The following is a 12,450-nucleotide window of genomic DNA, read 5'->3' as shown; positions in this document are numbered from 1 at the left end:
GAGGGCGGACAGCAGCGCAGCGCCGGGACGGTGTGATCGCCTGCGGCCCCGAGCGGGAGGCCGGGCGACGAGCCCTGGCCGGGGAGCCCGGACGGAGGACCGGTGGGCGGTCGTGACGGGCTGTCGGGTCAGCGGCGGCTGCCGAAGAGCGAGCGCCGGAGTCGTCGCAGCGGCGCGAAGAGCGAGACCCGCGCACTCTTGCTCCGGCGACGGTGGGCGGCATCGCGCGAGGTGAGCTCGCGCATCAGCAGTGTCGCCTCCGCGGCCTCCCGCTGTGGCACGGCGGGACCGCCGAGCACCGCGAGATGGCGGTCCAGGCGCGAACTCGTCGCACCGCTCCCGCATGTGATGGCAGGCACACGCGGCCTGCTCCGCATCGCTATCTGTTCCATGTCACTCCCCACCCGTACGAGGGCACCCGGCCCGGGCAGGTTAACCCTATCGCCCCGCGGTGACACTCGTGTATCCCGGTCACAGGATTGCGCACACACATACGGAGGTTGACACCTCACTCATGAATCCGCCTGATTTCAGGGCGAGTTGGACAGAACGGAAACGGACGGATTCGCTCCGCCCACGGGCCCGCCACGGGCCGCCGGCCGTCCGCACACCCCGCCGGACGGAGACCCCGGCGAACAGGGGTCCCCTGCCCGTCAGACGGCCGAACGGGCCCGGCACATGCGCTGGTGGCGTCAGGCCGCCGAATTGAGGACGGGCAGGTAGCCGCCCGACTGTCCGGCGGCGGTGGGGTGGTAGGACTCGCCTATGTTGAGCCAGTTGAGGCTGTGCAACCAGGCGCTCCCGGAGCAGATCTCGTGACCGGTGAACTTCCCCGCGACGTCGGCGAAGGCGAAGCCGTGGTCGGCGGCGCGCTTGGCAGTCGCCGCGTTGAGGTAGTCGGCCGCCCCGTTGATCGCGGTGCGCACCTTGTCGCTCAGGCCGACGGAACAGGTGCCGCCGATCTTGTAGAAGCGCGGGTAACCGAGGACGACGACACGGGCGGACGGCGCCTTGGCCTGGATCGCCGAGTACACCGAGTCGAGGTTGCCGGGCAGGGTGGTGTCGACATAGCTGCGGGCCGTGGCGATCCGGCCGAGGCAGGTGGCCTCCGACTGGAGGACGCAGGTGGTCATGACGTCGGCGAAGCCCGCGTCATTGCCGCCGACGGAGATCGAGACGAGATCGGTCGAGGAGTTGAGGGGGCCGAGCTGATTGGCCTTCACATCACCCGAACGAGCACCCGAACAAGCGGTGAAGGCGAACGAGGCGGGCGAGTTGGCGGCGGCCCAGAGGGCGGGATACGCCTTGGTGCTGCGCTTGCAGTCACCACTGGCGCTGTCATAACTGCCGGACCCGACACCCGAGGAGTACGAGTCGCCGAGGGCGACGTAGTCGACGGCCTGAACAGACGTTGCGGCGCCGGCGGTGGCCGCTCCGGTCAGAGCGAGAACGGCACCGAGCAGGAGCGAGGACGAGAGCGCCGCGAGTCTGGACATCTTCATGGAACCTCCCTGGGACCGACCGACGGGATCTCCGCCCGGTCTGCCGAGTCCGTGGTAGCAGTACCGACACCCCTACCGGAAGTGTGCATGCCAAGTTGCTCCAATGATTCAAGTTCCCTTCCGCACCCCCTTGAGGCCGCGTCATGTCCGTGACCACTGCCGGGAAAGGGGAGGAAGGTAGTGAAACCCGGGTGCGCCCGGCACCCCCTTGCCGGATCATGGGCGCCATGTCCGCCAACCCCGAGTCCGCTCTGCCGATCCGGCTCACCGTCGACGACAGCGACTCCCCGTCAGATGTGGTCGACGCGCTGTTCCTCGGCCGTTTCGCGACGGGCGAGCAGCCGTACTCGCACAGCTCCACCCTGGACCGTGTCAAGGCCGGGGCGACCCTGCTGCCCCCGGCCGCCAAGGTGCTGCGCGCCGCCCGCGACGACGACCGCAGCGCCACGCTCGCCGAGGGCGACGGCTGGACGCTGCTCATCTCGCGGTGGAACCGCGGCGCCGACGTCACGGTCACCGCGACCAGCGCGGAGCTGGCCCAGCAGGTCCTCGGCCAGGCGACGGACGGCGCCCTGGACGAGCCCGAACCCCAGCCCGAGAACGTGACGATGGGCTTCTGGTACGTCTCCCCGCGCCGCGGCCCGCACCGCACCACCCGGCAGATCGCCGCCGGCACCTGGGACGAGGTCCGCGGCAACTACACGGCGCCGGTGGCCGATGCCATGGACCGGCTGATGAAGGTCACGCCCGACGACATCTCGGGCCGGCTGCTCCTGCTGCACGGCCCGCCGGGCACCGGCAAGACGTCCGCGCTGCGCACGCTCGCGCGCTCGTGGCGGGACTGGTGCCAGGTCGACTGCGTGCTCGATCCCGAGCGGCTCTTCAACGACGTCGGCTACCTGATGGACATCGCGATCGGTGAGGACGAGGGCACGTCCAAGGGCCGGTGGAGGCTGCTGCTCCTGGAGGACTGCGACGAGTTGATCCGCGGCGAGGCCAAGCACACCGCGGGCCAGGCACTGTCCCGGCTGCTGAACCTCACCGACGGGCTGCTCGGGCAGGGCCGCAATGTGCTGGTGGGCGTCACCACCAACGAGGACCTGGAGCGGCTCCACCCGGCCGTGGTCAGGCCCGGCCGCTGCCTCGCCAGGATCGAGGTGGGGTCACTGACCCGCAAGGAGGCGGTGGCCTGGCTGGGCACGGAGGAAGGGCTCGGCCGCGAAGGCGCGACGCTCGCCGAGCTGTACGCGCTGCGGCGCGGAAGCGGTCCCGCGTCGGTGCCGAAGCAGGACTCCGGGGCGGACGCGGGCCTGTATCTCTGAGCCCCGCGGCTGTGTCCCCGGGCCCCGCGCCCCCGCCCCACCGCCCCGTCCCCGGCTCACCCGGCCCCGTACGCCGCCCGTACCGCGTCCTGTGCCAGGGACAGCGCCTCGGCCCGGGACAGGCCCAGCCGCCGCGCCTGCTCCGCGTACTCCTGTGCCGCGGCCGCCGCATGACGGTCCGCCGCGTCACCGGCGGCGGCGACGAACGTGCCGTTGCGCCCACGGGTCTCGATCACCCCGTCGGCCTCCAGCGCGCGGTACGCCTTCGCGACGGTGTTCGCGGCGAGGCCCAGCTCCTCGGCGAAGCCGCGTACCGTCGGAAGTCTGAAACCGACGGGCAGCGCGCCGGAGCGGGCCAGTTCGGAGATCTGCGTGCGCAGTTGCTCGTACGGGGCGGTACCGGCATCCGGATCAAGGGCGATCTTCAGGGTCACGCCCCGATTCTCTCCCATGTCCGCCCCACCGCCGGAAATTCAGGGGCGGCCGGTGGCGGCCCACGCGTAACGTCCGGCCCATGACTGTCATCGTTCGCGACTTCCTCCCCGCCGACGCGGAGGACTGGGTACGGGTCCGGCGTGCCGCCATGCCCTTCATGGTGACGACGCCCGAGTGCGTCACCTTCGAACTGGCCTCGGCCCACCCGGACAAGCGCGCCCGGCTGCTGGTCGCCGAGGAGGACGGGGAGCTCATCGGGACCGCGCAGGTCGGCCTCGTCCACGACAGCCCCGAACCCGGACAGGGTTTCTGCAACACGTACACGCATCCGGAGCGCACCGGGCGCGGGGCGGGTGCTCTGCTGCTGCGCACGGCCGAGGAGTACCTGGCGCGGGAGGGCACGACGGCGATCTACACCTGGGTGCTCGCCACCCCGTCGAACCTGGTCTTCGCCGAGAAGCGCGGCTATGTGCCGAGCCGCCCGGCGCACTTCCTCCACCTCGACCTGGCCGGCGGATCGCTGCCGCCCCGTCAGGAGCTCCCGCCGGGCGTCGAGCTGCGTACCGCCGCGGACTTCGCGGACGACCCTCGCCCGCTCTTCGAGGCGGACGCCGAGTCCACGGCCGACGAGCCGAGCGACACCCCGATGGAACTGACCGACTACGAGGACTGGCTCAATCACACCTGGCGCGCCCCCGCGCTCGACCACGAGCTCACCTCGGTCGCGGTGGTGGACGGGGAAGTGGCGGCGTTCAGCGCCGCGGAGACCGATGGCCTGACCCGGTACATGTCCGGGATGACCGGCACCCGCCGGGCGTACCGCAACCGGGGTCTGGCCAAGCTCGCCAAGAACGACTCGCTGCACCGGGCGCGCGCCGCCGGGTACACGGACGCGTACACCGGCAACGACGCGGACAACGGCCCGATGCTGGCGATCAATCGATGGTTCGGCTACGAGATGTGTGCCACGGAGGTGCGCCATGTCCGCAGGCTCGGCTGAGACCGCGCTGGTGGTCGCCCTGGTGAAGGCCGGGCGGACCAAGATCCGCTACCCCGCGGACGTGGTCCGCGACGACGGGGTCCGGGTGACGGTGCGTGCGCCGTGGGCGGCGCCCGGGGTCCGTGACTTCGGCTTCGTACGGTTCGAGCCGGGCGATGTCTTCACCGAGCACTACTGGCGCGACCGCTGGTTCGCCGTGAAGGAGGTCCGTACCGGCGCGGGCGGGCTCAAGGGCTGGTACTGCGACATCACCCGGCCCGCGGTGCTGCGTGACGGGGAGCTCCTGGTGGAGGACCTGGACCTCGATCTGTGGGTGTCGGCGGACGGCTCGTCCGTACTGCGACTGGACGAGGACGAGTTCGAGGAGAGCGGTCTCGCCGGACGCGATCCGGCGGCGGCCGGTGCGGCGCGCCGGGCACTGGACGAGCTGGAACACCTGGCCCGCACGGAAGGCCTCGCGGCCCTGCTGGTCTGACCTCGCGGAGGTGGATGTCCCGTGCCCGCAGTTCCCGGACGGTGGCCGGGCTCGCGGCGGGGAACGGCTGGACGGAGCGGAACAGAATTCCGGGACGTATCCGGTTACGGTGGGAATCGGCCGTCAGGGCGGGGTCGCGGACGTTCAGCAGGGGCACGGGGGACCTCACGGGTGATGGGGCGGACGGTCTGGATGTCTCCGGCCGCACGACGCGCACAGCTGACGGGCGACGCGTCCGACCGGCCCGACCGGCCAACACGTCCGACGGGCCGGAGGGAACGGGGCCGCGCCGCCCGTGGTCAGTACGCCCGGTCCCGTCGCCACTCCCACACATCGGTGTACGGCGCCGGTTCCTCCGGCGCCGGGCGGGCCTGCCCGACTCCGGCGACCAGCTCCACCTCGAACCCCGCGGCGTCCTCCAGATAGGCGGCGATGCGCCCGTCGCCGCCCGCGTGCGGGTAGCGGTCCTCGAAGAGCGGCCGCCAGCCGTGCTCCGGGGCCCTTGCCACCAGTCCGTCGAGGGTGGCCCGGTCCCGGACGTGGAACGCGAGGTGGTTGAGCCCGGGGCGGCGCCGGTCGTGCGGCCCCGGAGTCAGATCGGGCGACTGCTCGACCACCACGTAGCTGTCGCCGCGCCGCCAGCTCCGCCCGTGTTCCCAGCGCTGGTACGGGACATGGCCCAGCTCGCCGAGCAGCCAGCCCCACCCCTGCTCGGCCACCGCCAGATCGGGCACCCACAGCTCGATGTGATGCACCGCGCCGGTGCCGACCACGCCGGCCGGCAGCGGGACGGCGCGACGGACGCCGTGCGGCTGGTACGCCACGGTGTCGCCGTCCTCGTGCCAGTGGATGAGGAAGTGCTCCCCCGCCCGGTAACCGTCCAGCCCCGCCCGGCAGTAGGCGACGATGTCGTCCGGGAGGGCGTCCAGCGGGAACCAGGCCAGCTCGGAGCACTTCTCCGGCTCACGGTTGTGCGGCTCGCGGCCGGGGTCGTACTCCGCCTCGAAGAACCAGCCGGTCCTGGGCCTGCCGCCGGGACCGCGGTGCTGCATGACCAGGGCGACCCGCAGCTCGTCCGGGCCGAGTTCGACGCCGATCTCCTCGGCGGCCTCCCGGATCATCGCCTCGCGGACGTCCTCGCCGTCCTCGACATGTCCGGACGGGCCGTTGAACAGCCCGTCCGCGTACCCCGTACCGGCCCGGCGGGCGAGCAGGACCTCGGGTCCGCGGCGGAGGATCAGATGCACATCGACGACCTCGGTGTGTCGGTGCGGCGGTTGGGCGCGGGCCACCAGGGCGTAGCGCTCGTCGTCGACCCGCTTGCCCCACAGGTTCGGATCGTCGGAGAGCCGCTCGTGGTGGATGCGTTCGGTGAGTTCCGAGAGCAGTCCGGTCAGCCGCTCGACGGAGAGACCGACGCCGCCCCAGACGCCTTCGACCAGGATCAGCCGGCCGCCCGGCCGCAGCAGGGTGAACCAGTGGCGCAGGGCCGCCGCCGGGTCGGGCAGCAGCCACACCACATGTCTGGCCATGATCACGTCGAACCGCTGATTGCCGACCGGCGGTCGGGCCGCGTCGCCGGTGAACACCGCGGTGCCCGTCCCGGCGAGCTTGGCCCGTGCCTGCTCCACCATGCGCGGGGAGCGGTCGACGGCGGTGACCCGGTGCCCCTGCCCGGCAACGAGCAGGGCCAGGCTCCCGGTGCCGCACCCCAGGTCGAGCACCTCGGAGCGCTCGCCGGGCAGCCAGCTCTCCAACCGCTGCGCCCAGGCGTGCCGGACCACCGGGTCGAGCAGCCCGTGGTCGGGTTCCTCGTCGAAGGAGTCGGCTGCGGAGTCCCAGTCGATCGTCGTCATGGGTAGATCGTGCCAGCCACCACCGACAGCCGTGCCGCCCCGTACGAGGGATCATCGGTACGAGGGACCCGTCGGGCACGAGGGATCCCTCGGCCGGGATGTCCGGACCCCTCGTACCGCCGCTTCCCCTACCCGACGGCCGAGGCGCAGGTGGTGGGGGTGGCATGCGCCGGATCCAGGGCGTTCGCCACCTCGTGGTAGGCGATCCGGTCGACGGTGCCGATCGCCACGTGCTCGGAGAGGTCGACCGGGCACAGGTCCTGGAGCAGGACGTTGTGCACGTCCGGCCCGTCCAGGAACTGCGTGCGGTACGGGGTCACGACCTCGTCGTACCTGGTCGCGATGACGGTGTAGTGCACTCCGGGCACGGTGTCGGGGACCGAGTTGAGCTTGGTGATGAACGGGGAGCCCGCCACCTGGTCGGCGAGACCGGGTGTGTTGGCGTTCAGCAGGTCCGCCGCTCCCGGGAAGTACGGCAGCAGCTTCGTCAGACCGAGCAGGGTGGTGCCGTGGTTGTCGGGGGCGAGCCCGATCATGGCGTTCACCTTGGCGGCCCCGCCGAGGAACTTCAGGTAGTGGTTCGGCATCATGCCGCCCTGGGAGTGACCCACGAGGTCGGCCCTGCCGGCGCCGGTGGCGGCGAGCACCTTGTCGACGAACGAGGCGAGCTGTCCGGCCGACCTGTCGACCGGGCCGAGGCCGTTGAAGACCGGCACACCGGGCAGTTGCCCGTAGTCGAGCGAGTAGACGCAGTAACCCCGGTCGACGAGATAGGGGGCGAGGACCAGCCAGTTGTCGATCGAGTTCCCGAAGGTTCCATGGACCAGGACGACGGGGCGGGGATGGGCTGCGGACGGCTTGCAGGAGTAGTCGTTCCAGCCACGGGAGGTGGCCGTGGCGGCGGTGGGGGTGGCTGCAGCGGCAGCGGCCGTGGGGGTGGCGACTGCGGCGACGGCGAGGAACAGTGCGGCGAGGGTCCTCCGCGCACGTGGGGTACGCGGCGCACGTGTCCAGGGCAGCATCGTGTGGTCTCCTTGCGGCTCAAGGGAGTTGCGATGTCTGTACATCCTGCGGCCCGGACCACAAGTTCCGACTGCTGATTCTTCCGTGTTCCCGTGTCAAATTACGCGCCAGTAGGGTGGCGTGGGAAGTTACGCGTCGGTAAAAAGTGACGGTCCATCAAACGGTGAGGCCGGGGGCGGGACCGGAAGTGTGGTCAGGCCGCGAGCCGCCCCGGCATCACGGCCCGTGGGCCGTACCTGGCCCGCAGCCGGTCCGCCACCGCCTCGATCCGGCGCGCCCGCTCGTCCACCGGGTCGAAGGACAGCTGGTGCGTGGCCCGCTCGCGGTCCGTCAGCCCCTCGGCGCGCAGCCCGATCCCCCGCACCCGGGCCCGTTGCAGGGCGAACGAGTCATGGATCCGGTACGCGAGGGCGGTGAGCGCCGCGGAGTGGGCGGTGGGCTCCCGGAGCGTACGGCTGCGGGTCAGCGTCGAGTATCCGGTGCGGTCGGCGTAGCGCACGGAGACCGCGAGGCCGCGGCAGACCTGCCCGTCCCCGCGCATCCTGGCCCCCAGCTCCTCGGTGAGCGACATGAGTGCGCGGCGCTGCCGTTCCCGGTCCAACTCGTCGCGCGGGAAGGACCGTTCGGCGGCGATCGACCGGGGGGCGGCGCCCGGCACGACCGCCGTGCGGTCGATGCCGCGCGCCCGCTCCCACAGTTCGCGGCCGGTCCGTACGCCGGTGATCCGCTGGAGGGTGCCGAGCGGGGCCGCCGCGATCCGGCCGACGGAGTCGAGCCCGTACCCGCACAGGGTGCGGGCCGTCGCCGCCCCGACACCGTCCAGGGCCGCGGCCGGCCGGCCCGCGAGGAACTCCGCTCCCCCGCCCCCGGGCACCACGAAGGTCGCCCCGGGCGCGGCCTGCCGTGCCGCCGTCCGGGCCAGCATCGGGTTCTCCGCCGCCCCGATCGCGCAGTCCACGCCGTGCAGGGCGAGCGCGCGGATCCGGATCACCGAGGCCAGCCCCTTCACGTCCTGCCCGAAGTAGCGCAGCGCGCCGCGCACATCGGCGAGCGCCCCGTCGGGCGGAACCGCCTCGACCACCGGGGTGAACGCGCCGAGCAGGGCGAGCAGCCCCTCGTAACCGGCGCTGTCCGGGAGGCCGCCGCCGAGCTTGCGGAACCGCAGGTACAGGATTCCCGGTGCATCGGGTGCGGTGTTCATCCCGCGCTCCCTGGGCTCTGGTGCCACAGCTTCCTGCCGGTGGCGATGCCTTCGCCGGGCGGCTGGAGGTCGGACCAGGGGTTCATCTCGTACCCCGTCGGCAGCTGGATGCGGCGGCCGCCGTCACCGTCACCGGACGGAGGTTCCTCGGACGGGGGTTCCGCCGCCAGCCGGTCCGCGACCGCGTCGAGTCCGCCGGTACGCCGCAGCTCGGCCAGTTCCGCCAGGTTCCAGGCGGCCTCGCCGACCACGCTCAGGCTCCGCGGTCCGCGTCGCTGCACCACTCCGCGCACCAGCAGCAGCCAGGAGTGGAAGACGGTGTGCGCGCAGGCGGCGTGGCTGTCGTCGAAGAAGGCCAGGTCGACCAGGCCCGTACCGTCGTCCAGGGTGGTGAAGACGACCCGGCGGCCGGAGCGGACCGGCGGGGTCTGGGTGGCCGCCTTGGCGCCCGCGACCAGCGCGGTGTCCCCGTGCCGTGCCTCGCGCAGCCGCTTGGCGGAGACCGCGCCGAGCTCCTTCAGGAAGGCGTGGTGATCGTCCATCAGATGGCGGGAGACATCCATGCTCAGGACGCCCAGCTCGGCGCTGAGCCGTTCCGCTTCGTTGAGGTCGGGCAGGCCGATGGAGCCGGTCCGGTGCCCGCCGCCGAGGGGGAGCTGCGCGCCGGAGGCGCCGGAGCCCGCGCCCCGCTGGGCGCGGTGCAGTTCGGACAGGTGCAGCAGCAGATCGCGCCGGTTGGTGCCGAACGCGTCCAACGCGCCCACCCTGGCCAGCCGTTCGGCGGCCGGCCTGCCCGGCCTGGCCCGCTGCCAGAAGTCCAGCAGCGAGGTGTAGGGCTGCCCGGCCTCGATCCGGGCGACCTCGGCCTCGCTGATGCCATGGACGTCCGAGAGTGCGAGCCGCACCCCCCAGATGCCCTTCCCTTCTCCATCATCAGACACCAGTTCGATTCGATGGGCGGCTGCCGACCGGTTCACGTCCAGCGCCAGCACCGGCACCCCGCGCCGCCGCGCGTCCGCGAGCAGCAGCCGCTTCGGGTACATCCCGGGGTCATGGGTGAGCAGCCCGGCGTAGAAGGCCGCCGGGTGGTGCGCCTTGAGCCACGCCGACTGGTACGTCGGCACGGCGAAGGCGACCGCGTGCGCCTTGCAGAAGCCGTAACTGCCGAACGCCTCGATGATCTCCCAGGTCCGGGCGATCACTTCGGCGCCGTACTCCCTCTCCGCCGCCCGCTGCGCGAACCACACCTTGATCCGGCCCTGCGAGTCGGGGTCGGAGAGCCCGCGCCGGACCCGGTCGGCCTCGTCCCGGCCGCAGCCGGTCATGATGTCGACCATCTCGATGATCTGCTCGTGGAAGACGACCACTCCGTACGTCTCGCGCAGCGGCCCTTCCAGATCGGGGTGCGGGTAGCGCACGGGGGCCCGGCCGTGCCGGGCCTCGATGAACGGCCGCACCATGTCGGCGGCGACCGGCCCGGGGCGGAACAGCGAGATGTCGACCACCAGATCGTGGAAACCGGCCGGCTGGAGCCTGCCGACCAGGTCGCGCTGGCCCGGCGACTCGATCTGGAAGCAGCCCAGCGTCTCGGCGCTCCTGATCATCCGGTACGTCTCCGGGTCGTCCGGCGGCACGGCGTCCAGGTCCACGTCCTGCCCCGAGGCCCGCCCGATCTCCGTGACCGCGTGCGCCATCGCCGACTGCATCCGCACACCCAGCACATCGAGCTTGAGCAGCCCCAGGTCCTCCACGTCCTCCTTGTCGAACTGCACCATCGGGAAGCCGTCGCCGCTGGTGGGCACGGTGGGTGCACGGCGCAGCAGGGAGGCGTCCGAGAGGAGCACCCCGCACGGGTGCATGGCGATACCGCGCGGCAGTCCGTCCAGCGCCTCCACCAGCTCCCAGAGCCGCCCGTACCGGCCCTTCTCCCGTGCCACTTCACGCAGTTCGGGCAGTTCCTCCATGGCCGCGCGGGCGTCGCGGGCCCGGATGTGCGGGAAGGCCTTGGCGAGCCGGTCGGTCTCGGCCGGGTCCATGGAGAGCGCGGCGCCCACGTCCCGGATGGCGTGGCGCACCCGGTAGGTCTCGGGCATGGCGACGGTCGCGACCCGTTCGGTGCCGAAGCGTCCGATGATCGCGCGGTAGACGTCGAGCCTGCGGGCGGATTCCACGTCGATGTCGATGTCGGGCAGCACGAAGCGGCGCCTGGAGAGGAAGCGCTCCATCAGCAGCCCGTGCTCGACCGGGTCGGCGTGCGCGATCCCGAGGAGATGGTTGACCAGGGAGCCCGCACCGGAGCCCCGGGCGGCGACCCGTACCTCCATCGCCCTTATGTCATCCACGACCTGCGCAACCGTCAGGAAGTAGGAGGCGAAACCGTGGTAGGCGATGATGTCCAGCTCCTGGTGCATCCGCTCCCAGTAGTCGCGCCTGCGGTCGTAGCCGCGCAGCACCATGCCGGCGGCGGCGCGGGAGGCCAGCACCCGCTGGGCGGTGCGCCGCCCGGCGCCGACGAGCTCCGGTTCGGGGAAGTGGACGGTGCCGAGGCCGAGGTCGCCCTCGGGGTCGACGACACAGGCGTCGGCGGTGCGCCGGGTCTCCGCGAGCAGCCGCTCCCCGGCGTCCCGGCCGAGACCGGCGGCCGAGGCGATCCGCCCGGCGGTCTCCGCCATCGCGCGGGCGCCCTTCAGCCAGCGCTCCCCGCTGTCGAGCGGGGCGCGGCGGGGGTCGACGGGGACCAGCCCGCGGGCCGCGTCGAGCACATCGGCGACCGGGCCCTGCCCGGCGTCGGCGTACCGGACGGCGTTGGTCAGCACGGCCCGTACTCCCTGCTCGGCGGCGAAGCCGACGGTACGGGCGGCGAGCCGCAGCGATCCGGGTCCGGTGCCTTCGCGCCCGTGGTGGACGGCTTCGAGGCGCAGGTCGTCGCCGTAGACCTCCCGCCAGCCGGCGAGCAGCGCGGCGGCCCGGTCCGGGCGGCCGGCGGTCAGCGCCCTGCCGACGTCGGAGGCGGGGCCGAGCAGCACGGTGAGCCCTTCGGCGGGCAGCTCGGACCGGCCGACCAGGGGCTGTCCGGCACCGTCGGGCGCGGGGGCGTGGGCGGCGGTGACGAGACGGCACAATTCCGCCCAGCCCCGGGCTCCGTCCCGGGCGAGGAAGGTGGCCCGGGGCGCGGATTCATCGACGAAGGCGCCACCACGGACCGGGGTCCGCAGCCGATGCGTACGCCCGCCGTCTCTCGTATGCTCCGCCGCCGCGGGACCCACCGCGAGCTCCACCCCGAAGAGCGGCCGCACCCCGGCACTCTCGCAGGCCTTGGCGAAGCGGACCGCGCCCGCGAGCGTGTCGCGATCGGTCAGTGCCAGAGCGCCCATCCCCCGCTGGGCGGCGCGCTCCGCCAGCCGCTCCGGATGCGAGGCCCCGTACCTCAGGGAGAACCCGGAAACGGTACGCAGATGCGTGAACCCGGGCACCTGCACCTCCTGAACGATCCGTACTCACCACCCCCTCGTTCTCCACCATAGACCAAGTTTCGAACATTCGTACGATACCCGGAGCGCGGAACGGTCCCCCGGCCCCGACCGGTGATCGGCAAGGGTTCCGGTCAGCCATTCGGCCCAGCCCCGACTGCACGAT

Annotated in this window: 10 protein-coding genes; 3 read left to right on the top strand and 7 right to left on the bottom strand. The window is 72.4% G+C overall.

From position 1 onward, the window contains the following. Positions 1–128 precede the first annotated feature (128 nt). Positions 129–392, bottom strand: coding sequence for a hypothetical protein (locus OG611_RS18815; protein ID WP_206433474.1), 264 nt, complete (start codon positions 390–392; stop codon positions 129–131). Positions 393–692: 300 nt separating this feature from the next. Further along, positions 693–1,502 (bottom strand): SGNH/GDSL hydrolase family protein, encoded by an 810-nt coding sequence (locus OG611_RS18810; RefSeq protein WP_266421412.1) that lies wholly within the window; start codon positions 1,500–1,502, stop codon positions 693–695. Between the two features lie 218 nt (positions 1,503–1,720). On the opposite strand from OG611_RS18810, the gene OG611_RS18805 reads away from it, so the two are divergent. Continuing rightward, positions 1,721–2,824: a DUF5925 domain-containing protein gene (locus tag OG611_RS18805; protein WP_266426019.1), complete on the top strand. Its 1,104-nt coding sequence runs from the start codon at positions 1,721–1,723 to the stop codon at positions 2,822–2,824. 56 nt (positions 2,825–2,880) lie between these two features. Here the strand turns inward: OG611_RS18805 and OG611_RS18800 are convergent, their stop codons facing one another. Further along, positions 2,881–3,258 carry a GntR family transcriptional regulator gene (locus OG611_RS18800; protein ID WP_266421409.1) on the bottom strand — a complete coding sequence of 126 codons (378 nt, stop codon included), beginning with the start codon at positions 3,256–3,258 and terminating at the stop codon, positions 2,881–2,883. Between the two features lie 80 nt (positions 3,259–3,338). On the opposite strand from OG611_RS18800, the gene OG611_RS18795 reads away from it, so the two are divergent. Continuing rightward, the gene (locus tag OG611_RS18795) at positions 3,339–4,259 is read left to right on the top strand and encodes a GNAT family N-acetyltransferase (RefSeq protein ID WP_266421406.1); all 921 of its coding nucleotides are present in this window, start codon (positions 3,339–3,341) and stop codon (positions 4,257–4,259) included. Next, positions 4,240–4,734 carry a DUF402 domain-containing protein gene (locus OG611_RS18790; protein ID WP_266421403.1) on the top strand — a complete coding sequence of 165 codons (495 nt, stop codon included), beginning with the start codon at positions 4,240–4,242 and terminating at the stop codon, positions 4,732–4,734. Before OG611_RS18795 ends, OG611_RS18790 begins: the two co-directional genes overlap by 20 nt. A 299-nt stretch (positions 4,735–5,033) precedes the next feature. Here the strand turns inward: OG611_RS18790 and OG611_RS18785 are convergent, their stop codons facing one another. The 4 genes from OG611_RS18785 to OG611_RS18770 all read right to left on the bottom strand — a co-directional run bounded on the left by OG611_RS18785 (position 5,034) and on the right by OG611_RS18770 (position 12,287). Beyond that, the gene (locus OG611_RS18785; protein WP_266421401.1) at positions 5,034–6,590 is read right to left on the bottom strand and encodes a trifunctional class I SAM-dependent methyltransferase/NUDIX hydrolase/VOC family protein; all 1,557 of its coding nucleotides are present in this window, start codon (positions 6,588–6,590) and stop codon (positions 5,034–5,036) included. Between the two features lie 128 nt (positions 6,591–6,718). Beyond that, a complete protein-coding gene (locus tag OG611_RS18780; RefSeq protein WP_266421399.1) occupies positions 6,719–7,612 on the bottom strand; it encodes a triacylglycerol lipase in 894 nt (297 codons plus the stop codon). Positions 7,613–7,806: 194 nt separating this feature from the next. After that, positions 7,807–8,814, bottom strand: coding sequence for a hypothetical protein (locus OG611_RS18775; protein ID WP_266421396.1), 1,008 nt, complete (start codon positions 8,812–8,814; stop codon positions 7,807–7,809). Beyond that, on the bottom strand, positions 8,811–12,287 hold the full coding sequence (locus tag OG611_RS18770) for a DNA polymerase III subunit alpha (RefSeq protein WP_266421394.1): 3,477 nt from the start codon (positions 12,285–12,287) through the stop codon (positions 8,811–8,813). The genes OG611_RS18775 and OG611_RS18770 overlap by 4 nt, the downstream gene beginning before the upstream one ends. Between the last annotated feature and the right edge of the window lie 163 nt (positions 12,288–12,450).

The sequence above is a fragment of the Streptomyces sp. NBC_01363 genome (genome assembly GCF_026340595.1).
Lineage (GTDB): Bacteria > Actinomycetota > Actinomycetes > Streptomycetales > Streptomycetaceae > Streptomyces.
This window is presented reverse-complemented; position numbering and strand designations above follow the sequence as displayed.

Coding starts and splice junctions, on each gene's coding strand:
- OG611_RS18815 (WP_206433474.1), bottom strand. CDS start 392: ATGGAACAGATAGCGATGCGGAGCAGGCCGCGTGTGCCTGCCATCACA.
- OG611_RS18810 (WP_266421412.1), bottom strand. CDS start 1,502: ATGAAGATGTCCAGACTCGCGGCGCTCTCGTCCTCGCTCCTGCTCGGT.
- OG611_RS18805 (WP_266426019.1), top strand. CDS start 1,721: ATGGGCGCCATGTCCGCCAACCCCGAGTCCGCTCTGCCGATCCGGCTC.
- OG611_RS18795 (WP_266421406.1), top strand. CDS start 3,339: ATGACTGTCATCGTTCGCGACTTCCTCCCCGCCGACGCGGAGGACTGG.
- OG611_RS18790 (WP_266421403.1), top strand. CDS start 4,240: ATGTCCGCAGGCTCGGCTGAGACCGCGCTGGTGGTCGCCCTGGTGAAG.
- OG611_RS18785 (WP_266421401.1), bottom strand. CDS start 6,590: ATGACGACGATCGACTGGGACTCCGCAGCCGACTCCTTCGACGAGGAA.
- OG611_RS18780 (WP_266421399.1), bottom strand. CDS start 7,612: ATGCTGCCCTGGACACGTGCGCCGCGTACCCCACGTGCGCGGAGGACC.
- OG611_RS18775 (WP_266421396.1), bottom strand. CDS start 8,814: ATGAACACCGCACCCGATGCACCGGGAATCCTGTACCTGCGGTTCCGC.